Origin of the sequence: Streptomyces aureus (assembly GCF_001418135.1) — a bacterium.
GTDB classification, from domain to species: Bacteria; Actinomycetota; Actinomycetes; order Streptomycetales; family Streptomycetaceae; genus Streptomyces; species Streptomyces aureus_A.
Map to the genome: position 1 here is coordinate 1 of NZ_LIPQ01000286.1, position 20,266 is coordinate 20,266.

The 20,266-nt window shown below is 70.4% G+C and carries 20 protein-coding genes and 1 pseudogene; 12 read left to right on the forward strand and 9 right to left on the reverse strand.

From position 1 onward, the window contains the following. From AOK00_RS23225 to tkt, 5 genes are all read right to left on the reverse strand, one after another. A partial coding sequence (locus AOK00_RS23225; protein ID WP_173861619.1) for a 6-phosphogluconolactonase occupies window positions 1-421 on the reverse strand: 421 nt, incomplete at its 3' end. Continuing rightward, entirely contained in the window at window positions 418-1,476 is a 1,059-nt protein-coding gene (gene opcA, locus AOK00_RS23230) for a glucose-6-phosphate dehydrogenase assembly protein OpcA (protein ID WP_055602234.1), read from the reverse strand. The genes AOK00_RS23225 and opcA, both read right to left, overlap by 4 nt. Continuing rightward, window positions 1,473-3,005 carry a glucose-6-phosphate dehydrogenase gene (gene zwf, locus AOK00_RS23235; protein WP_055602235.1) on the reverse strand — a complete coding sequence of 511 codons (1,533 nt, stop codon included), beginning with the start codon at window positions 3,003-3,005 and terminating at the stop codon, window positions 1,473-1,475. Before zwf ends, opcA begins: the two co-directional genes overlap by 4 nt. 5 nt (window positions 3,006-3,010) lie before the next feature. Continuing rightward, window positions 3,011-4,129 (reverse strand): transaldolase, encoded by a 1,119-nt coding sequence (gene tal / locus AOK00_RS23240; RefSeq protein ID WP_055602236.1) that lies wholly within the window; start codon window positions 4,127-4,129, stop codon window positions 3,011-3,013. A gap of 36 nt (window positions 4,130-4,165) precedes the next feature. Next, the gene (gene tkt / locus AOK00_RS23245) at window positions 4,166-6,253 is read right to left on the reverse strand and encodes a transketolase (RefSeq protein WP_055602237.1); all 2,088 of its coding nucleotides are present in this window, start codon (window positions 6,251-6,253) and stop codon (window positions 4,166-4,168) included. Between the two features lie 314 nt (window positions 6,254-6,567). Here tkt and AOK00_RS23250 point away from each other — a divergent pair, with 314 nt between their 5' ends. The 4 genes from AOK00_RS23250 (at window position 6,568) to AOK00_RS23265 (ending at window position 10,144) form a co-directional block, all read left to right on the forward strand. After that, window positions 6,568-7,515, forward strand: coding sequence for a heme o synthase (locus AOK00_RS23250; RefSeq protein ID WP_030322505.1), 948 nt, complete (start codon window positions 6,568-6,570; stop codon window positions 7,513-7,515). A gap of 156 nt (window positions 7,516-7,671) precedes the next feature. After that, a complete protein-coding gene (locus tag AOK00_RS23255; RefSeq protein ID WP_055602238.1) occupies window positions 7,672-7,992 on the forward strand; it encodes a hypothetical protein in 321 nt (106 codons plus the stop codon). Between the two features lie 75 nt (window positions 7,993-8,067). Then, a complete protein-coding gene (locus AOK00_RS23260; RefSeq protein ID WP_055602239.1) occupies window positions 8,068-9,180 on the forward strand; it encodes an amidohydrolase family protein in 1,113 nt (370 codons plus the stop codon). A 43-nt stretch (window positions 9,181-9,223) separates the two neighbouring features. After that, entirely contained in the window at window positions 9,224-10,144 is a 921-nt protein-coding gene (locus AOK00_RS23265; protein ID WP_055602240.1) for an Imm49 family immunity protein, read from the forward strand. A gap of 75 nt (window positions 10,145-10,219) precedes the next feature. Here the strand turns inward: AOK00_RS23265 and AOK00_RS23270 are convergent, their stop codons facing one another. The 3 genes from AOK00_RS23270 to AOK00_RS23280 all read right to left on the reverse strand — a co-directional run bounded on the left by AOK00_RS23270 (window position 10,220) and on the right by AOK00_RS23280 (window position 12,997). Further along, entirely contained in the window at window positions 10,220-11,188 is a 969-nt protein-coding gene (locus tag AOK00_RS23270) for a COX15/CtaA family protein (protein WP_107097456.1), read from the reverse strand. Window positions 11,189-11,261: 73 nt separating this feature from the next. Further along, window positions 11,262-11,996, reverse strand: coding sequence for an ABC transporter permease (locus AOK00_RS23275; protein WP_055602249.1), 735 nt, complete (start codon window positions 11,994-11,996; stop codon window positions 11,262-11,264). Between the two features lie 65 nt (window positions 11,997-12,061). Further along, window positions 12,062-12,997 carry an ABC transporter ATP-binding protein gene (locus AOK00_RS23280; protein ID WP_055602242.1) on the reverse strand — a complete coding sequence of 312 codons (936 nt, stop codon included), beginning with the start codon at window positions 12,995-12,997 and terminating at the stop codon, window positions 12,062-12,064. 321 nt (window positions 12,998-13,318) lie between these two features. Here AOK00_RS23280 and AOK00_RS23285 point away from each other — a divergent pair, with 321 nt between their 5' ends. The 8 genes from AOK00_RS23285 to AOK00_RS23320 all read left to right on the forward strand — a co-directional run bounded on the left by AOK00_RS23285 (window position 13,319) and on the right by AOK00_RS23320 (window position 19,912). Then, window positions 13,319-14,044, forward strand: a complete 726-nt coding sequence (locus AOK00_RS23285) for a helix-turn-helix transcriptional regulator (protein WP_055602243.1) — start codon at window positions 13,319-13,321, stop codon at window positions 14,042-14,044. Continuing rightward, complete coding sequence (sufB, locus tag AOK00_RS23290) at window positions 14,041-15,456, forward strand: Fe-S cluster assembly protein SufB (RefSeq protein ID WP_055602244.1); 1,416 nt, start codon at window positions 14,041-14,043, stop codon at window positions 15,454-15,456. The genes AOK00_RS23285 and sufB overlap by 4 nt, the downstream gene beginning before the upstream one ends. Before the next feature lie 71 nt (window positions 15,457-15,527). Continuing rightward, window positions 15,528-16,745 carry a Fe-S cluster assembly protein SufD gene (gene sufD, locus AOK00_RS23295; protein ID WP_055602245.1) on the forward strand — a complete coding sequence of 406 codons (1,218 nt, stop codon included), beginning with the start codon at window positions 15,528-15,530 and terminating at the stop codon, window positions 16,743-16,745. Next, window positions 16,745-17,062: a bifunctional 3-phenylpropionate/cinnamic acid dioxygenase ferredoxin subunit gene (locus AOK00_RS23300; protein WP_030322524.1), complete on the forward strand. Its 318-nt coding sequence runs from the start codon at window positions 16,745-16,747 to the stop codon at window positions 17,060-17,062. Before sufD ends, AOK00_RS23300 begins: the two co-directional genes overlap by 1 nt. A 7-nt stretch (window positions 17,063-17,069) precedes the next feature. After that, a complete protein-coding gene (gene sufC / locus AOK00_RS23305) occupies window positions 17,070-17,837 on the forward strand; it encodes a Fe-S cluster assembly ATPase SufC (protein WP_030322526.1) in 768 nt (255 codons plus the stop codon). Beyond that, complete coding sequence (locus AOK00_RS23310) at window positions 17,834-19,102, forward strand: cysteine desulfurase (protein ID WP_030322528.1); 1,269 nt, start codon at window positions 17,834-17,836, stop codon at window positions 19,100-19,102. The genes sufC and AOK00_RS23310 overlap by 4 nt, the downstream gene beginning before the upstream one ends. A 10-nt stretch (window positions 19,103-19,112) precedes the next feature. After that, window positions 19,113-19,577, forward strand: a complete 465-nt coding sequence (gene sufU, locus AOK00_RS23315; RefSeq protein ID WP_055602246.1) for a Fe-S cluster assembly sulfur transfer protein SufU — start codon at window positions 19,113-19,115, stop codon at window positions 19,575-19,577. Continuing rightward, a complete protein-coding gene (locus AOK00_RS23320) occupies window positions 19,574-19,912 on the forward strand; it encodes a metal-sulfur cluster assembly factor (RefSeq protein WP_055602247.1) in 339 nt (112 codons plus the stop codon). Before sufU ends, AOK00_RS23320 begins: the two co-directional genes overlap by 4 nt. A 71-nt stretch (window positions 19,913-19,983) precedes the next feature. On the opposite strand, the pseudogene AOK00_RS40550 reads toward AOK00_RS23320, so the two are convergent. Beyond that, window positions 19,984-20,266: pseudogene (locus AOK00_RS40550) on the reverse strand (oxidoreductase); the annotation flags it as partial.

Here is a 20,266-nt window from a genome sequence, read left to right on the forward strand (position 1 = left end):
TGCACGCCATGCCGGCCTCGGACGGCCCGTACGGCTCCGACGTCGACGCGGCCGCGGCCGCGTCGACGTCGGAGCCGTACGGGCCGTCCGAGGCCGGCATGGCGTGCACCCGCGCAGGGTCGAGCGGCACCCGGTCGAGCAGCGCCTCCCGGGCCTGGGTGACGTTCCGCTCGGGGTCGCCCTCGGGCAGGAAACGCTCGTCGCCCCACCACAGGTCGAGCCGCGACCAGTCGATCGCGTCCCGCGCGGGCGCCGAACCGAGCGCCGCCAGCAGACCGTTGCCGTTGCGTCCGCCGGTGAGCACCACCGAGGCGGAGCCGCGGGCGGCCTGGGCGTCCACGATCTTCGTGATCAGCCGGGCCGCCGCGGCCTCGGCCATCAGCTCCTTGTCGCGGTGGACGACCAGCTGTGGCGTGCTCACTTGGCCGCCGCCTTCTTGGCCGGGGCCTTCTTCGCGGCGGGCTTGGCCGCCGGGGCGGCCGGGGCGGCCGACTCCACGACGGTCTCCACGACCGTCTCCACGACGACCTCGGGGGCGGTGACGGCCGCCTCCTCGTCGAGCCGTTCGAGACCGAACTTGAGCGCCGTCGCGTAGGTGTCGTCCGGGTCCAGCCGGCGCAGCTCCTCCGCGATCAGCTCGGCCGTGTCGCGGCGCTTGAGCGCCACCGCACGGTCGGGCTGCCCCTGGATGGAGAGCGTGGCGAGCGAGCCGTCCGGCCGGTCGAGGACGATCGGGCCGGAGCTGGTCTCCATCCGTACGGAGGTGAGACCGGGGCCCGTCGACTTCGAGCGGCGCACCGGGATCTTCAGCCGCTCCGCCAGCCACATGGCGAGCAGCTCGACGCTCGGGTTGAACTCCTCGCCCTCGACCTCGGCGGAGGTCACCTCGCACACGACCTGGTCGAGCGCGGCGGCGAGCATGGAACGCCACGGGGTGATCCGGGTCCACGCGAGGTCCGTGTCGCCCGGGGTGTACGCGTCCGCGCGCGCGGTCAGCTCGTGGATGGGCTGCTCGGCGGCGTACGTGTCGGTCACCCGGCGCTGGGCGAGGGCGCCCAGCGGGTCCTTCGCCGGGTCGGTCGGCGCGTTCACCGGCCACCAGACGACGACGGGGGCGTCCGGGAGGAGCAGCGGCAGGACCACCGACTGGGCGTGGTCGCCGACCTCGCCGTACAGCCGGAGGACCACCGTCTCACCGGTGCTGGCGTCGGCGCCGAGGCGGACCTCGGCGTCGAGCCGTGCCTTGGAGCGGTCCCGCGGGGAGCGCGAGACCCGCTTGATGACGACGAGGGTCCGCGAGGGGTGCTCGCGGGACGCCTCGTTCGCAGCCTTCAGCGCGTCGTAGGCGTTCTCCTCGTCGGTGACGATGACGAGGGTGAGCACCATGCCGACGGCCGGCGTGCCGATCGCCCGCCGCCCGAGCACCAGCGCCTTGTTGATCTTGGAGGACGTGGTGTCCGTCAGGTCGGTCTTCATGGCCGGCGCCAGCTCCGTCCGTCTCGTGCGAGCATCTCGTCCGCCTCGACCGGACCCCAGGTCCCCGACTGGTACTGCGCGGGCTTCCCGTGCTTGTCCCAGAACTGCTCGATCGGGTCGAGGATCTTCCAGGACAGCTCGACCTCCTCGACGCGCGGGAAGAGGTTGGAGTCGCCGAGCAGGACGTCGAGGATGAGCCGCTCGTACGCCTCGGGGCTGGACTCCGTGAAGGACTCGCCGTAGGCGAAGTCCATCGACACGTCCCGGATCTCCATCTGGGTGCCGGGCACCTTGGAGCCGAACCGCACCGTCACGCCCTCGTCCGGCTGGACCCGGATGACGATGGCGTTGCGGCCGAGTTCCTCGGTCGCGGTGGAGTCGAAGGGGGAGTGCGGGGCGCGCTGGAAGACGACCGCGATCTCGGTGACCCGGCGGCCGAGCCGCTTGCCGGTGCGCAGGTAGAAGGGGACGCCCGCCCAGCGGCGGTTGTCGATCTCCAGCTTGATGGCCGCGAACGTGTCGGTCTTCGACTGGGGGTCGATACCGTCTTCCTGGAGGTAGCCGACGGCCTTCGCGCCGCCCTGCCACCCGGCCGCGTACTGGCCGCGGACCGTGGACTTGCCCAGGTCCTTGGGCAGCTTCACCGCGCCGAGGACCTTGGTCTTCTCGGCGGCCAGCGCGTCGGCGTCGAAGGAGGCGGGCTCCTCCATCGCGGTCAGCGCGAGCAGCTGGAGCAGGTGGTTCTGGATGACGTCACGGGCGGCGCCGATGCCGTCGTAGTAGCCGGCGCGGCCACCGATGCCGATGTCCTCGGCCATGGTGATCTGCACGTGGTCGACGTACGACCGGTTCCAGATCGGCTCGAAGAGGGTGTTGGCGAAGCGGAGCGCCAGGATGTTCTGGACGGTCTCCTTGCCGAGGTAGTGGTCGATCCGGAAGACCTCGTTGGGCGGGAAGACCTCGTGGACGACCTCGTTGAGCTCCTTGGCGGAGACCAGGTCGTGGCCGAAGGGCTTCTCGATGACCGCGCGGCGCCAGGAACCGTCCTTCTGGTCGGCGAGCCCGTGCTTCTTGAGCTGCTGGACGACCTTGGGGAAGAACTTCGGCGGGACCGACAGGTAGAAGGCGAAGTTGCCGCCCGTGCCCTGCGCCTTGTCCAGCTCCTCGATGGTGTCCTTCAGCTGCTCGAACGCGTCGTCGTCGTCGAAGTCGCCCTGGACGAAACGCATCCCCTGGATCAGCTGCTGCCACACCTCCTCGCGGAACGGGGTGCGCGCGTGCTGCTCGACGGCGTCGTGGACCTCCTGCGCGAAGTCCTCGTCCTGCCACTCCCGGCGGGCGAAGCCGATGAGCGAGAAGCCCGGCGGCAGCAGGCCGCGGTTGGCCAGGTCGTAGACGGCAGGCATCAGCTTCTTACGGGACAAATCGCCCGTGACGCCGAAGATCACCAGACCCGACGGCCCCGCGATGCGCGGGAGCCGTCGGTCTGCGGCGTCACGGAGCGGGTTGGCTCCGTGGACTGCGCTCAAAGTGCTTACGCCTCCGAAGGTGCGAGGCGCGAGAGCTCCGCCTCGGTGGACTTGAGAAGGTCGTTCCAGGACGCCTCGAACTTCTCGACGCCCTCGTCCTCCAGGAGCTGGACGACGTCGTCGTAGGCGATGCCCAGCTTCTCGACGGCCGCGAGCTCGGCACGCGACTGGTCGTAGGTGCCGCGCACGGTGTCACCGGCGACCACGCCGTGGTCGGCGGTGGCCTCCAGGGTGGCCTCCGGCATGGTGTTGACCGTGCCCGGGGCGACCAGGTCCACGACGTACAGGGTGTCCTTGTACGCGGGGTCCTTGACGCCGGTCGAGGCCCACAGCGGACGCTGCTTGTTGGCCTGCGCCTTGTCGAGGGAGGCCCAGCGCTCCGAGGAGAAGACCTCCTCGTACGCCTCGTACGCCAGACGCGCGTTGGCCAGGGCGGCCTTGCCCTTGAGGGCCTTGGCCTCGTCGGTGCCGATGCCGTCCAGGCGCTTGTCGATCTCCGAGTCCACACGGGACACGAAGAAGGAGGCCACCGAGTGGATCTTGGAGAGGTCGAGGCCGCGCTCGCGGGCCTTCTCCAGACCCGCCAGGTAGGCGTCCATGACCGCGCGGTAGCGCTCCAGCGAGAAGATCAGCGTCACGTTGACGCTGATACCGAGGCCGATGACCTCGGTGATCGCCGGCAGACCCGCCTTGGTGGCCGGGATCTTGATGAGCGTGTTGGGGCGGTCCACCAGCCAGGCCAGCTGCTTGGCCTCGGCGATGGTGGCGGTCGTCTCGTGGGCGAGACGGGGGTCGACCTCGATGGAGACCCGGCCGTCCTGGCCCTGGGTCGCGTCGAAGACCGGCCGCAGGATGTCGGCGGCGTCGCGGACGTCCGCCGTCGTGATCATCCGGATGGCCTCGTCGACGGTCACCTTGCGGGCGGCGAGGTCGGCGAGCTGCTGCTCGTAACCGTCGCCGTGCGAGATGGCCTTCTGGAAGATCGACGGGTTCGTGGTCACACCCACCACGTGGCTCTGGTCGATGAGCTCGGCCAGGTTGCCGGACGTGATCCGCTTGCGCGAGAGGTCGTCCAGCCAGATCGCGACGCCTTCGTCGGAGAGGCGCTTGAGAGCGTCTGTCATGAGAATTCCATCTCCATTAAGTCGTACGTATGCGGATCAGCGCGCGGCGGCGTCGATCGATTCCCGGGCGGCGGCGACAACGGCCTCCGGCGTGAAACCGAACTCGCGGAACAGGACCTTCGCGTCCGCCGAGGCACCGAAGTGCTCCAGGGAGACGATCCGGCCGGCGTCCCCGACGTAGCGGTGCCAGGTGAGACCGATACCGGCCTCGACCGCGACACGGGCCTTGACCGACGGCGGCAGGACGGAGTCCTTGTACGCCTGGTCCTGCTCCTCGAACCACTCGACGGACGGCATCGAGACCACCCGGGTCGGGACGCCGGCGGCCTGGAGCTGCTCACGGGCCTCGACGGCCAGGTGCACCTCGGAGCCGGTCGCGATCAGCACGACCTCCGGCTCGCCGTTCTCGGCGTCGAACAGCACGTAGCCGCCCTTGACCGTGTCCTCGTTCGGCGCGTACGTCGGCACACCCTGGCGGGTCAGCGCCAGACCGTGCGGGGCGCCCTTGCCGAAGACCTTCGTGTGGCGCTGCATGATCTCGCGCCAGGCGATGGCCGTCTCGTTGGCGTCGGCCGGGCGGACCACGTTGAGACCCGGGATCGCGCGCAGCGAGGCCAGGTGCTCCACCGGCTGGTGCGTCGGGCCGTCCTCACCCAGACCGATCGAGTCGTGGGTCCAGACGTACGTGACGGGGAGGTGCATCAGCGCCGACAGTCGCACCGCGTTGCGCATGTAGTCGGAGAACACCAGGAAGGTGCCGCCGTAGATGCGCGTGTTGCCGTGCAGCGCGATGCCGTTCATCTCCGCGGCCATGGAGTGCTCGCGGATGCCGAAGTGGATCGTGCGGCCGTACTTGTCGGCCTCCGGCAGCGGGTTGCCCTCGGGCAGGAACGACGAGTCCTTGTCGATCGTCGTGTTGTTGGAGCCGGCGAGGTCGGCCGAGCCGCCCCACAGCTCCGGGATGACCGCGCCGAGCGCCTTGAGGACCTGGCCCGAGGCGGCACGGGTGGCGACACCCTTGCCCGGCTCGAAGACCGGGAGCTTCTCGGCCCAGCCGGCCGGCAGCTCGTTCGCCTGGATGCGGTCGAACTCGGCGGCGCGCTCCGGGTTGGCCGTACGCCACTCGGCGAGCGACTTCTCCCAGGCGGCGCGGGCGTCACGGCCGCGGTCGCCGAGCGAACGGGTGTGCGCGATGACCTCGTCGGTGACCTCGAAGGTCTGCTCCGGGTCGAAGCCGAGGACGCGCTTGGTGGCCGCGATCTCCTCGTCGCCGAGCGCCGAGCCGTGCGCGGCCTCGGTGTTCTGCGCGTTCGGGGCGGGCCAGGCGATGATCGAGCGCATCGCGATGAACGACGGACGCTCGGTCTCGGCCTCGGCGGCCTTGATCGCCGCGTAGAGACCGGCCGGGTCCAGGTCACCGTTGGCCTGCGGCTCGACGCGCTGGACGTGCCAGCCGTACGCCTCGTACCGCTTCATCGTGTCCTCGGACACGGCCGTCTCGGTGTCACCCTCGATCGAGATGTGGTTGTCGTCCCACAGCAGGATCAGGTTGCCGAGCTTCTGGTGGCCGGCGAGCGAGGACGCCTCCGCGGAGATGCCCTCCTGGAGGCAGCCGTCACCGGCGATCGCGTAGACGCGGTGGTCGAACGGGGAGGTGCCGGCGGCGGCCTCCGGGTCGAACAGACCGCGCTCGAAGCGGGCGGCCATCGCCATGCCCACGGCGTTGGCGACGCCCTGGCCCAGCGGGCCCGTGGTGGTCTCGACCGCGGCGGTGTGACCGTATTCCGGGTGACCGGGGGTCTTCGAGCCCCAGGTGCGGAAGGCCTTCAGGTCGTCCAGCTCAAGCCCGAAGCCACCCAGGTACAGCTGGGTGTAGAGGGTCAGGGACGAGTGTCCCGCGGAGAGGACGAACCGGTCGCGCCCGACCCACTCGGGGTCGGCCGGGTCGTGCCGCATCACCTTCTGGAAGAGGGTGTACGCGGCGGGCGCCAGGCTCATCGCCGTACCGGGATGGCCGTTGCCGACCTTCTGTACGGCGTCCGCCGCCAGGATGCGGGCGGTGTCGACGGCCCGCTGGTCCAACTCGGTCCACTCGAGGTCTGTGGTGGTCGGCTTAGTGCTCACCCTGGGTCAGGGCTCCTCTCCACATGTCTGAAGCCGGTGACTGAGGGTGTACCGGCGTTGTCGAGCCTACCCCCGCCGGAACGTCCCTCTTTTCGTGTGCATGCCCCTCAAATGAGCGGACACAGCAAGACTGCCGCCGCCCGTGTGAGTTCGCCTGCCGAAGGGCGTCCACCCCTTGGGACGCACCCCCTCAACACGACCCCACCCCCGCGAAGATCGGCGTCTGGGCAACGTCTACAGTGGCGTGGTACGCGCAAGCTTCACCCCGCCTTCATCCGGGGAGCTTGCTGGGAAATTCTCTGTCAGGGGTGTGCGTGACGGCCGTCGAGTCCCGACCCGCAGGGGTCGTCTTGACTCCCAGCCCGGGGGGCCATCGGCCGTTCGGGGCCCGCGTCAAGGCATATGTGGCGCTGACCAAGCCGCGGATCATCGAACTGCTGCTCATCACCACCGTTCCGGTGATGTTCCTCGCCGAACAGGGCGTGCCCGACCTGTGGCTGGTGCTCGCCACCTGCTTCGGCGGCTACCTGTCCGCGGGCGGCGCCAACGCGCTGAACATGTACATCGACCGCGACATCGACGCGCTGATGGACCGCACCTCCCAGCGTCCGCTGGTCACCGGCGTCCTGACGCCGCGCGAGGGCCTGGTCTTCGGCCTCACCCTCGCCGTGGTCTCCACGCTCTGGTTCGGCCTGCTCGTCAACTGGCTCTCCGCCGCCCTCTCGCTCGGCGCGCTCCTCTTCTACGTCGTGGTCTACACGATGATCCTGAAGCGCCGCACCACGCAGAACATCGTCTGGGGCGGGATCGCCGGCTGCCTTCCGGTCCTCATCGGCTGGTCGGCCGTCACGAACTCGATGTCCTGGGCGGCGGTCATCCTCTTCGCCGTCATCTTCTTCTGGACGCCGCCGCACTACTGGCCGCTGTCGATGAAGGTGAAGGACGACTACGCCCGCGCCGGCGTGCCGATGCTCCCGGTCCTCGCCTCCAACAAGGTCGTCGCCAAGCAGATCGTCGCGTACAGCTGGGTGATGGTCGCCGTCTCGCTGCTGCTCACGCCGCTCGGCTACACCGGCTGGTTCTACCTGTCCGTCGCCCTGCTCACCGGCGGCTGGTGGCTCTGGGAGGCGCACGGCCTGCTCAACCGGGCCAAGGCGGGAGCCACCGGCGCGAAGCTCAAGGAGATGCGCCTCTTCCACTGGTCCATCACCTATGTCTCGCTGCTCTTCGTGGCGGTCGCGGTGGACCCGTTCCTCCGTTAGGGACCCCCCCGGGGTACACCCCACGAGGGACTTTCCGGGACGTCTCGACCGATGTCTCCGCTCAGATGATCTGCTCGGCCGGCGGCCGGGTCACGTGGGATAGGCCACGTGGCCCGGCCGTCGCCAGTGGATCTACCCCTGGGTAGCATCCTTCTCATGGCAGAAACGAAGCAGGAAGAGCGCAAGGCGGCCAGGCTCGCCAAGGAGATCAAGGCCTTCTCCAAGGAGCACGGCGGCTCCGAGGGGCACCTCGCGCACATCGGCCAGGCGGGCACCCGGATCGTCCTCGTCGGCACCGACGGCGGCTGGGGCGACCTCGTCGCGCCGACGTACGAGATCGCGCGCCAGGCCGCCGAGAAGGCCGGTCTCACCCTCCACGAGGAGTTCGACGGCGAGTTCGCCGCCAAGGTCGCCACCGGCCCGTACGAGTGGACCCGGATGGCCGGTATCCAGATCGGCGGCCCCTCCAACAGCTGAGGCAACAACCTCGCGCGGGGCTCACCCGTTAGGACGTGTGGAGAAGCGACACGGCCACGCAGGGAGCCCCCCGAGATGATCGACACGCCGAGCCTGGTGGACCAGTACTGCCACGGGGTGCTCCGTACGGAGCTCGGCCTCGGCACCTTCGAGGCCCGCCTCGGCGCCCAGCTCGGCGGGAGCGGCGCGCTGCCCGCCGCGGGCACCACCTACTTCGACACCCAGACCGGCTTCGCCGTGCGCCGATGGTGCCCGCCGCTGCTCGGCCTCGAAGCGCACTGCCCACCGGCCCGGTATCTCGCGCGCCGCCGCGAACTGGGCGCCGCCGAGGCCGGGCGGCGGCTGCTGCGGGCCTCCGGGATCGCCACGTACCTCGTCGACACCGGGCTCCCCGACGACCTCACGGGACCGGCCGAGCTCGGCGCCGCCGGCGCCGCGGAGGCCCACGAGATCGTCCGCCTCGAACCCCTCGCCGAGCAGGTCGCCGACACCTCGGGAACCGTCGAGGCCTTCCTCGCCAACCTCGCCGAGGCCGTCCACGGAGCCGCCGTCCACGCCGTGGCCTTCGCCTCCGTGACGGGGGTACGCCGAGGACTCACGTACACGCCCGAACCCCCGGGCCCCGGAGAGGTGCGCGGCGCCGCGGGGCGCTGGCTCGCCGGACGCCCGGCCGGCGGCCCGCTCACCGACCCCGTCCTGCTGCGCCATCTGCTGTGGATCGCGGTCACCGCCGGACGCCCCCTGCAGCTGCACACCGGGGACCGGGACCCGGCCTCGCTCGCCGGGTTCGCCGCCGCCACCGCGGGGCTCGGCACCGACCTGGTGCTGCTCCACTCCTACCCGTACCACCGTGCCGCCGCGCACCTGACCGGCGTGCACCCGCACGTCCACGCCGACCTGGGCCCCGTCCTCGCGCACACCGGGGCGCGGGCGGCGGCCGTCCTCGCCGAGGTCCTGGAACGGGCGCCGTTCGGGAAGCTGTTGTTCTCCAGCGGCGCCCACGGCCTGCCCGAGCTCCATGTGGTCGCCGCGAACGTCTTCCGTACCGCCCTCACCCGGGTGCTCGGCGAATGGGTCATGGACGGCGCCTGGTCCCGTACGGACGCCCAGCGGGTCGCCACGATGATCGCGGCGGGGAACGCACGACGGGTCTACCGGCTGGCCGGACCCGCTGTCGGTACGCGTTGATAGCGTTCCCGAGCAAGATCGAACGGATCACGGGGAGCGGCGCATGCGAGAAGTGACAGGACACCAGGTCGACGGGGCGCGGATCGCGCGAGCGCTCGAGGACGTCCGGGGGCGGACCTTCGACCGCTGGCACGACCTCCGGTACGGCGGCGGGATGTCGCTCGTGCGGATCGGGGAGGCCCGCGACGAACTCCTCGACCACGTCGGGGCCCGCACCCTGGAGGACCCCGCGCTCGCCACGGAACCCTCGCGGACGGCGCTGCTCACCGCCGCCGAGTGCGCCCTCGGCGTGCTGGGCGTCGGCTGCTTCCCCGAAGGCGACTGGGACGTGCCGCTGCCCGTCGTCGACCGGACGCTCTCCAGCGACGACCAGCTCTACCTCGAGGACCTGGACCCGGGGCACCGGGCGCCCACGGCGCGTACCTGGGTCGACGCCTTCGCGCTGTGCCTGATCAGCGGTCTTGCCTGGGAGCGGCGGCGGGTGATCGGTCCGCTGCTCCGGGAGGACTACGCGCCCGCGATCCGCGAGGGCGTGCCGTACTCGCAGTTCGACTCGGTGTCGGCGCCGGCGGACCTCGCCGAGATGGACGCACTGTGTGCGTACCTGACCGTCGAGGAGGGGCGGTACCCCGGCGCCGTACCCGGTGCGGTCCCGGTGCGCAGGCCCGACGCGGAGGAGCGGGCGAGCGCGGCGCGGGCACTCGACGAGGCCGGTGAGCTCGGCCCGGACCAGCGACTGCTGCGCGTGCTGCTCGACGACGACCGCGAGGCCTTCGAGCACGCGCTCGCGGACCGGCTGGGGGAACACCGGGCGGGCGTCGGGGCCGATCCCGGGCCGAGGACTCTGCTGCCGGTGGGCGCCGTCGCGCTGGCCGCGCTCGCCCACCTGGCGCACGGCTGGGAGCCGGGCGTCCGGTCCGGCTATCTGCCCGAGTCGCTGCTGCGCGGGCCGGTGCCCGTATAGACGGCCGCCCGGACCCCCGCGCCAGGGCGGGGGTCCGGGCGGAGCCGGACGGTCGCGGACGTGGTCCGGGGCGGCTCAGGCGGTCGCGAGCTCGGGGTCGGCCTGGGCCGGGATCTCCGGGGTCGGGACCGGGCGCTCGCGCAGGCTCAGGGCCAGGCGCAGCACCGCGATCCACATCAGGGACGAGCCGAGCATGTGGGCGGCCACCAGGAGCTCGGGGACGCCGGTGAAGTACTGCACGTAGCCGACGACGCCCTGCGCGAGCAGCACGATCAGCAGGTCGCGGGCGCGCGCCCGGGTGTCGAGCGGGGCGTCCACCACGCGCAGGACCAGCCACATCGCGAGTGCCAGGGCGCAGACGACCCAGGCGGCGATGGCGTGGAGGTGCGCGGCGTCCGTCCAGTCCCACGGCATGCGCGGTACGTCGCTGCTGTCACCGGCGTGCTTGCCGGCACCGGTCACCGTCGTACCGAGGGCGATCAGCAGGCCCGAGGTGATCGTGATCGCCCAGGACAGCTTGCGGACCGGGCGCGGCACGCGCGGGCGGGCGGCGGTGTCGCCCTCGCCGGTCCGGTGCCAGGTGATGACGGCGACGGTGAGCAGCGCGTTCGCGGCGAGGAAGTGGCCGGCGACCGTCCACGGGTTGAGGCCCATCCACACCGTGATGCCGCCGATGACGGCGTTGCTCATCACGATCCAGAACTGGGCCCAGGCGAGCCGGGTCAGCCCGCGCCGCCACGGCTTGGTGGACCGGGCGGCGACGATCGCCCAGCCGACCGCGGCCGACAGGACGTAGGTCAGCATCCGGTTGCCGAACTCGATCGCGCCGCGATAGCCCTGCTCGGGCGTCACGATCAGGCTGTCGTCGGTGCACTTCGGCCAGGTGTCGCAGCCGAGACCGGAACCGGTCAGCCGGACCGCGCCACCGGTGACGATGATGAGCACGCTCATCACGACGGCGGAGAGCGCGGCGCGCCGGAGCGTCCTGGGGGACGGAGTCCAGCGCCTGGCGATGGAGGCGAGGGGGGTCAGCACGCGCCCTATCGTAGGCGGGGGCTTGTGCACGCTTTCACGAGGGGTGCCTTGTCGGGAAACGTCACCCTCTGGGACCCCTCCGCTACTCCCAGCGGAAGAACTTCGCCGCCGCGCCGAGGCCGAGGACGGCCCAGACCGCGAGGGTCAGCGCGTCGCCCCAGGGCAGGGCGGCGCCGTCCTGGAGGACCGCGCGCAGGCCGTCGGAGAGGGCCGAGATCGGGAGCAGCTCCAGGACCGAACGGGCCGCGTCCGGGAACTTCGTCAGCGGGACGATGACGCCGCCGCCGACCAGGAGCAGCAGGAAGACCAGGTTGGCGGCGGCCAGGGTGGCCTCCGCCCTCAGCGTGCCGGCCATCAGCAGGCCGAGGCCGGAGAAGGCGGCCGTGCCCAGGACCAGGAGGAGCAGCACCGACAGGGGGTTTCCGTGCGGGGACCAGCCGAGGCCCAGGGCGATCGCCGTCAGGAGGGCGATCTGGAGGACCTCGGTCACCAGGACGGCCAGCGTCTTGGCGGTCATCAGCGCCCAGCGGGGGAGCGGCGAGGCGCCGAGGCGCTTGAGCACCCCGTACCGCCGCTCGAAACCGGTCGCGATGGCCTGGCCGGTGAACGCCGTCGACAGGACGGCGAGCGCGAGGATGCCCGGGGCCACGAAGTCGACGGCCTCGCCGGCGCCGCCCGTCGTCGGTACGGGCACCGTGACGATGTCGACGGTGGAGAAGAGCACCAGGAGCAGCGACGGGATGATCACGGTGAGGAGCAGCTGCTCGCCGTTGCGGAGGAGCATCCTGGTCTCCAGGGCCGCCTGTGCCGCGATCATCCGGCCGACGGGGGCGGCGCCCGGCTTCGGGGCGTACGTACCGGTGCTCACGACCGAATCAGTGCTCACGACCGCAGTTCCTTGCCCGTCAGTTCGAGGAAGACGTCCTCGAGAGTGTGGCGCTCGACGGAGATGCCGCCGGGCATGACGCCGTGCTGGGCGCACCAGCTGGTGACCGTGGCCAGCAGCTGCGGGTCGACGGTGCCGGTGATCCGGTACGTGCCCGGGAGCGGCTCCGCCGCGGCGGAGCCGTCCGGCAGCGCCTTGAGCAGCGAGCCCAGGTCGAGTCCGGGGCGGCCGGTGAAGCGGAGGGTGTTCTCGGCGCCGCCGCGGCACAGCTGCTCGGGGCTGCCCTGGGCGGCGACCCGGCCGGCGTCGACGATGGCGACGTCGTCGGCGAGTTCCTCCGCCTCCTGCATGAAGTGGGTGGTGAGGACCACGGTCACCCCGTCGGCGCGCAGCTCGCGCACGAGGTCCCAGGTGGCTCGGCGGGCTTGCGGGTCGAGGCCGGCGGTCGGCTCGTCGAGGAAGACGAGCTCGGGGCGGCCGACGACGGCCATGGCGAGCGCGAGGCGCTGCTGCTGGCCGCCGGAGAGCCGCCGGTAGGTGGTGCGGCCGCAGGAGTCGAGGCCGAGGCGTTCGATGAGCGCGTCCACGTCCAGCGGGTGCGCGTGCAGCTTCGCCATGTGGCGGAGCATCTCGTCGGCGCGGGCGCCCGAGTAGACGCCGCCGGACTGGAGCATGACGCCGATCCGGGGGCGCAGCGCGGCCGCGTCGGCGACCGGGTCGAGGCCGAGGACGCGCACGGTGCCGGCGTCGGGCCTCCGGTAGCCCTCGCAGGTCTCGATGGTGGTGGTCTTGCCGGCCCCGTTGGGGCCGAGGACGGCGGTCACGGTGCCGGACCGCACGTCGAGGTCGAGGCCGTCGACGGCGGTCTTGTGGCCGTACCGCTTGACCAGGCCACGGACCTGGACGGCGGACCCGACGGACTCGTTTCGCATGACGCGAAGTCTAGAGAGGGCCCGGGGGCCTCCCGGCGCGGGGCCCGGGTCCGCGGAACGTCCGGTTCGGGTGATCCGGGGCGCGATCTCCGTTTCGTCGCGCCGGGCGGCGATGTGGGTGCCGGAGCCCCTGTGGCCTGCGCGTACGGCTTCACGGGGCGGCCGGATCCGGTGCTCGGGGAGCGTGGGAGGAGGGGCTCGATTCATCCTATGAATGATCATTTCCGCAGGTCAGGTAAGCCTTACCTGAGTGACGCACCGCACCGTTCCCGCGTCCGGCCCGGCTTGTCAGGCCGAGATTAATTACGCAACAATGGCGTTGTGAAAAACGTTGGCGCGGCTCCGGTGGAGGAACTCGCGACCCGTGAGCGTTCGACGCGCAACCGGGTCGCGCGGTCGATCCTGGACCACGGGCCGTCGACCGTCGCCGATCTCGCCGGACGGCTCCGCCTCACCCAGGCCGCCGTCCGCCGCCACCTCGACTCGCTGGTCGCCGACAACGTGGTCGAAGCACGCGAGCAGCGCGTCTACGGGGCGCGCGCCCGCGGCCGCCCCGCGAAGGTCTTCGCGCTCACCGACTGCGGCCGGGACGCCTTCGACCAGTCGTACGACTCGCTCGCGGTCGAGGCGCTCCAGTGGATCGAGCGCAACGCCGGCGGGGAAGCGGCCGTGGCCGCCTTCGCCCGCGACCGGATCGAGGCCCAGGCGGACGCCTACCGCGAAGCCGTCGAGGCCGTCGAACCCGAGCGCCGGACCGAGGCGCTTGCCAAGGCCCTGACCGCCGACGGGTACGCTGCCACTGCGCGGAACGCGCCGGTCGGCGAGCAGCTCTGCCAGCACCACTGCCCGGTCGCCCACGTCGCCGAGCAGTATCCACAGCTGTGCGAGGCGGAGACGGAATTCTTCTCCCGTCTCCTGGGAACGCACGTCCAGCGGCTGGCCACCATCGCGCATGGTGACGGCGTCTGCACCACGTTCATCCCGCACAGCGCCCCACAGACCACCGAATCAGCATCCGCAAGTACGGCCGGGAGGAACCCCGCATGACCACCGAGATCAGCCACCCCGAGCTCGAGGGCCTGGGTCGGTACGAGTACGGCTGGGCCGACTCCGACGCCGCCGGTGCCACCGCCAAGCGCGGTCTGAACGAGGACGTCGTCCGCGACATCTCCTCGAAGAAGAACGAGCCCGAGTGGATGCTGAAGCTGCGTCTCAAGGGTCTGCGGCTCTTCGACAAGAAGCCCATGCCGACCTGGGGCTCCGACCTCTCCGGCATCGACTTCGACAACATCAAGTACTTCGTGCGGTCCACCGAGAAGCAGGCCGAGTCCTGGGAGGACCTGCCGGAGGACATCAAGAACACGTACGACAAGCTCGGCATCCCCGAGGCGGAGAAGCAGCGCCTCGTCGCCGGTGTCGCCGCCCAGTACGAGTCCGAGGTCGTCTACCACCAGATCCGCGAGGACCTGGAGGAGCAGGGCGTCATCTTCGTCGACACCGACACCGCGCTGAAGGAGCACGAGGAACTCTTCCGCGAGTACTTCGGCACCGTCATCCCGGTCGGCGACAACAAGTTCGCCTCCCTGAACACCTCCGTCTGGTCCGGCGGATCGTTCATCTACGTGCCGAAGGGCGTGCACGTCGAGATCCCGCTCCAGGCCTACTTCCGTATCAACACGGAGAACATGGGCCAGTTCGAGCGGACGCTGATCATCGTCGACGAGGACGCCTACGTCCACTACGTCGAGGGCTGCACCGCCCCGATCTACTCCTCGGACTCGCTGCACAGCGCCGTCGTCGAGATCATCGTGAAGAAGGGCGGCCGCTGCCGCTACACGACGATCCAGAACTGGTCGAACAACGTCTACAACCTGGTGACCAAGCGCGCCGTCGCCTACGAGGGCGCCACCATGGAGTGGGTCGACGGCAACATCGGCTCCAAGGTCACCATGAAGTACCCGGCCGTCTACCTGATGGGCGAGCACGCCAAGGGCGAGACCCTCTCCATCGCCTTCGCGGGCGAGGGCCAGCACCAGGACGCCGGCGCCAAGATGGTCCACATGGCCCCGAACACCTCCTCCAACATCGTCTCCAAGTCGGTGGCGCGAGGCGGCGGCCGCACCTCCTACCGCGGTCTCATCGAGATCGGCGAGGGTGCCCCGGGCGCCAAGTCCAACGTGCTCTGCGACGCGCTGCTCGTCGACACGATCTCCCGCTCGGACACGTACCCCTACGTGGACGTGCGCGAGGACGACGTCTCCATGGGCCACGAGGCCACCGTCTCCAAGGTCTCCGAGGACCAGCTCTTCTACCTGATGAGCCGCGGCCTCACCGAGTTCGAGGCCATGGCGATGATCGTCCGCGGCTTCGTCGAGCCCATCGCCAAGGAACTCCCGATGGAGTACGCCCTGGAGCTCAACCGGCTGATCGAGCTGCAGATGGAGGGCTCGGTGGGCTAAGCCCCCACCTGCCCACCGCACCACGCAGCGACCGATTTTCACGTACGCAGGAAGAGAGCAACCCAACAGCCATGGCTGAGGCTCAGAACTCCCCCACTCTCGGCTCCGCTCGAGCGGGGGGACCCCCTCCGGCGGGCTCCACCACCGCCGGCTCGATCGCGGTGGCCGCCGAGTCCACCGTCGCCACGCGCATGAGCGCGCCCCCGTCCTTCGACGTCGCGGACTTCCCCGTCCCGCACGGCCGCGAGGAGGAGTGGCGGTTCACCCCGCTCGCCCGCCTCCGTGGCCTCCACGACGGCACCGCCGTCGCGTCCGGCGAGGGCGTCAAGGTCGAGATCGAGGCCCCCGAGGGCGTCACCGTGGAGACCGTCGGCCGCGAGGACGAGCGACTCGGCAAGGCCGGCACGCCCGTCGACCGCGTCGCCGCGCAGGCGTACTCCTCCTTCGAGAAGGCCTCGGTCGTCACCGTCGCCAAGGAGGCCGTGCTCACCGAGCCGATCCGCATCACCGTGCACGGTGAGGGCGGCGTCGCCTTCGGCCACCAGGTCATCGAGCTCGGCGCCTTCGCCGAGGCCGTCGTGGTCCTCGACCACTCCGGCGACGCGGTGCTCGCCGCCAACGTCGACTACGTCCTGGGCGACGGCGCCAAGCTGACCGTCGTCTCCGTCCAGGACTGGGACGAGAAGGCCGTCCACGTCGCCCAGCACAACGCCCTGGTCGGCCGTGACGCCTCCTTCAAGTCCGTCATCGTCACCTTCGGCGGCGACGTGGTCCGCATCCACCCGCGGGTGGCGTACGCGGCGCCCGGCGGCGAGGCCGAGCTGTTCGGTCTGTACTTCACCGACGCCGGCCAGCACCAGGAGCACCGCCTCCTGGTCGACCACAACACCCCGCACTGCAAGTCCAACGTGGCCTACAAGGGCGCGCTGCAGGGCCAGGACGCGCACGCCGTCTGGATCGGCGACGTGCTCATCCAGGCCGCCGCCGAGGGCACGGACACGTACGAGCTCAACCGGAACCTGGTCCTCACGGACGGCGCCCGGGTCGACTCCGTACCGAACCTGGAGATCGAGACCGGCGAGATCGCCGGCGCCGGTCACGCCTCGGCCACCGGTCGTTTCGACGACGAGCAGCTCTTCTACCTGATGTCGCGCGGTATCCCGCAGGCGGAGGCCCGTCGCCTCGTCGTCCGCGGCTTCTTCGCGGAGCTCGTCCAGCAGATCGGTCTGCCGGACGTCGAGGAGCGCCTCATCGCCAAGATCGAGGCCGAGCTGGAGGCCTCCGTCTGATGGCCTTCGTCCGAGTCTGCGCGCTGAGCGAGCTGGAGGCCGACACCCCGAAGCGGGTCGAGGTCGACGGCACGCCGGTGTCGGTCGTGCACACCGAGGGCGAGGTGTTCGCGATCAACGACATCTGCTCGCACGCGAACGTCTCCCTCTCGGAGGGCGAGGTCGAGGACTGTGCCATCGAGTGCTGGCTGCACGGCTCCAGCTTCGACCTCCGCACCGGCAAGCCCTCCGGCCTTCCCGCGACGCGCCCCGTCCCCGTATACCCCGTAAAGATCGAAGGGGACGATGTGCTCGTCTCCGTCACCCAGGAGTCCTGAGTCACCCATGGCAACGCTTGAAATCCGCAACCTGCACGTCTCCGTCGAGGCCGAGAACGGCCCCCGCGAGATCCTCAAGGGTGTCGACCTGACCATCAAGCAGGGCGAGACCCACGCCGTCATGGGCCCCAACGGCTCCGGCAAGTCGACCCTGGCGTACTCGCTCGCCGGCCACCCGAAGTACACGGTCACCGGCGGCACCGTCACCCTCGACGGCGAGGACGTCCTGGAGATGTCGGTCGACGAGCGCGCCCGCGCCGGCGTCTTCCTGGCCATGCAGTACCCGGTCGAGGTCCCCGGTGTCTCGGTCTCCAACTTCCTGCGCACCTCCGCCACCGCGATCCGCGGCGAGGCCCCCAAGCTGCGCACCTGGGTGAAGGAGGTCAAGTCCGCGATGGAGCAGCTCCAGATGGACCCGGCCTTCGCCGAGCGCAACGTCAACGAGGGCTTCTCCGGCGGTGAGAAGAAGCGCCACGAGATCCTCCAGCTGGAGCTCCTCAAGCCGAAGATCGCGATCCTCGACGAGACCGACTCCGGCCTGGACGTCGACGCGCTGCGCCAGGTCTCCGAGGGCGTCAACCGGGTCCGCGAGACCGGCGAGGTCGGCACCCTGCTGATCACCCACTACACCCGGATCCTCCGCTACATCAAGCCCGACTTCGTGCACGTCTTCTCCGGGGGCCGCATCGTCGAGTCCGGCGGCGCCGAGCTCGCCGACAAGCTGGAGAACGAGGGCTACGAGGCCTACAGCACGAAGGGTGGCGCATCCGCGTGACATCTGCCCATCAGGGGCTCTCCGGCCTCCTCGACACCGAGGCGATCCGCAAGGACTTCCCGCTCCTGGATCGCGTGGTCCACGACGGCAAGAAGATCGTGTACCTCGACTCCGCGGCGACCTCGCAGAAGCCGCGGCAGGTCCTCGACGCGCTCAACACGTACTACGAGCGCCACAACGCCAACGTCCACCGCGGCGTCTACACGGTCGCCGAGGAGGCGACGGCGCTGTACGAAGGCGCTCGTGACAAGGTCGCGGCCTTCATCAACGCGCCGAGCCGCGACGAGGTGATCTTCACCAAGAACGCCTCGGAGTCGCTCAACCTGGTGGCCAACATGCTGGGCTGGGCCGACGAGCCCTACCGCGTGGACCACGAGACCGAGATCGCCATCACGGAGATGGAGCACCACTCCAACATCGTGCCGTGGCAGCTGCTCTCGCAGCGCACGGGCGCGAAGCTGAAGTGGTTCGGCCTCACCGACGACGGCCGTCTCGACCTCTCGAACATCGAAGAGGTCATCACCGAGAAGACCAAGATCGTCTCGTTCACGCTGGTCTCGAACCTGCTGGGCACGGTCAACCCGGTCGAGACGATCATCCGTCGTGCCCAGGAGGTCGGTGCGCTCGTCTGCATCGACGCCTCCCAGGCCGCCCCGCACATGGTCCTGGACGTGCAGGCGCTCCAGGCCGACTTCGTGGCCTTCACCGGACACAAGATGTGCGGCCCGACGGGCATCGGCGTCCTCTGGGGCCGCCAGGAGCTGCTTGAGGACCTGCCGCCCTTCCTGGGCGGCGGCGAGATGATCGAGACCGTCTCGATGCACTCCTCGACGTACGCGCCGGCCCCGCACAAGTTCGAGGCGGGTACGCCCCCGATCGCCCAGGCCGTCGGCCTCGGCGCGGCCGTGGACTACCTCTCGGCGATCGGCATGGAGAACATCGCGCGCCACGAGCACGCGATCACCGAGTACGCCGTCCGGCGCCTCCAGGAGGTTCCGGACCTGCGGATCATCGGCCCCACCACGGCCGAGGACCGCGGCGCGGCGATCTCCTTCACGCTCGGCGACATCCACCCGCACGACGTGGGCCAGGTCCTCGACGAAGAGGGCATCGCGGTCCGGGTCGGCCACCACTGCGCGCGGCCGGTCTGCCTGCGGTACGGAATTCCTGCGACCACGCGGGCGTCGTTCTATCTGTACTCCACCCCGGCCGAGGTCGACGCCCTGGTCGCGGGTCTGGAGCACGTACGGAACTTCTTCGGCTAGGGGACGGCTCGTGAAGCTCGATTCGATGTACCAGGACGTCATCCTGGACCACTACAAGCACCCGCACGGGCGCGGTCTTCGGGACGGCGACGCCGAGGTGCACCACGTCAACCCGACGTGCGGCGACGAGATCACGCTCCGCGTGAAGTACGAGGGCTCGCGCATCGAGGACGTGTCGTACGAGGGCCAGGGCTGCTCCATCAGCCAGGCCTCGGCGTCCGTCCTCAACGAGCTGCTCGTCGGCAAGGAGCTGGCGGAGGCGCAGAAGATCCAGGGCACCTTCCTGGAGCTGATGCAGTCCAAGGGCCAGATCGAGCCCGACGACGCGATGGAGGAGATCCTGGAGGACGCGGTCGCGTTCGCCGGAGTTTCCAAGTACCCGGCCCGTGTGAAGTGCGCGCTGCTCAGCTGGATGGCGTGGAAGGACGCGACCGCCCAGGCCCTGGGCGACGCGGCGGAGAGGAAGTCGGCATGACCGAGAACGCCGAGGCCACGATGAAGCCGGCCTCCGAGGAAGAAGTCCGCGAGGCGCTGTACGACGTCGTCGACCCCGAGCTGGGCATCGACGTCGTCAACCTGGGCCTGATCTACGGCATCCACATCGACGAGTCGAACATCGCGACGCTGGACATGACCCTGACGTCGGCGGCCTGTCCGCTGACCGATGTGATCGAGGACCAGGCGAAGTCCGCGACCGACGGCATCGTCAGCGAACTGAAGATCAACTGGGTCTGGATGCCCCCGTGGGGCCCGGACAAGATCACGGACGACGGTCGCGAGCAGCTGCGCGCGCTCGGCTTCAACGTCTGATCGACCCTCGCGTACGCGGGTGAACGGCCGTGCCCTTCGGGGCACGGCCGTTTCGCGTGTGACGACAGGGCCTAGACCAGTCCGGCCGCGCGGGCCAGCTCCGGGGCCAGGTTCTCCTTGCGGATCCGCTGGTCGACGTAGAGCAGCGCGGTGACCAGCGGCGGGAAGACGGAGACGACCGCCTGGCTGACCAGCTGGCCGAGGATGAGGAACGTGAAGATCACGCTCATGGCCGCCACCATGGCGGCGGAGTCCTCGCCGGAGAAGTCGGTGAACGACAGTGGGGCCGACGCGAGGGTGGAGAGGAGCTGCTGGATCAGCATGCCGACGACGGAGGCCATGATCGCGGCGGCG

Excerpts from the sequence above, each read along its gene's own strand:
- AOK00_RS23320 (WP_055602247.1), top strand. The coding sequence starts at position 19,574 with ATGACCGAGAACGCCGAGGCCACGATGAAGCCGGCCTCCGAGGAAGAA.
- sufC (WP_030322526.1), top strand. The coding sequence starts at position 17,070 with ATGGCAACGCTTGAAATCCGCAACCTGCACGTCTCCGTCGAGGCCGAG.
- AOK00_RS23265 (WP_055602240.1), top strand. The coding sequence starts at position 9,224 with ATGCGAGAAGTGACAGGACACCAGGTCGACGGGGCGCGGATCGCGCGA.
- AOK00_RS23255 (WP_055602238.1), top strand. The coding sequence starts at position 7,672 with ATGGCAGAAACGAAGCAGGAAGAGCGCAAGGCGGCCAGGCTCGCCAAG.
- AOK00_RS23275 (WP_055602249.1), bottom strand. The coding sequence starts at position 11,996 with ATGATCGCGGCACAGGCGGCCCTGGAGACCAGGATGCTCCTCCGCAAC.
- AOK00_RS23280 (WP_055602242.1), bottom strand. The coding sequence starts at position 12,997 with ATGCGAAACGAGTCCGTCGGGTCCGCCGTCCAGGTCCGTGGCCTGGTC.
- sufD (WP_055602245.1), top strand. The coding sequence starts at position 15,528 with ATGGCTGAGGCTCAGAACTCCCCCACTCTCGGCTCCGCTCGAGCGGGG.
- AOK00_RS23300 (WP_030322524.1), top strand. The coding sequence starts at position 16,745 with ATGGCCTTCGTCCGAGTCTGCGCGCTGAGCGAGCTGGAGGCCGACACC.
- AOK00_RS23260 (WP_055602239.1), top strand. The coding sequence starts at position 8,068 with ATGATCGACACGCCGAGCCTGGTGGACCAGTACTGCCACGGGGTGCTC.
- opcA (WP_055602234.1), bottom strand. The coding sequence starts at position 1,476 with ATGAAGACCGACCTGACGGACACCACGTCCTCCAAGATCAACAAGGCG.
- sufB (WP_055602244.1), top strand. The coding sequence starts at position 14,041 with ATGACCACCGAGATCAGCCACCCCGAGCTCGAGGGCCTGGGTCGGTAC.
- tal (WP_055602236.1), bottom strand. The coding sequence starts at position 4,129 with ATGACAGACGCTCTCAAGCGCCTCTCCGACGAAGGCGTCGCGATCTGG.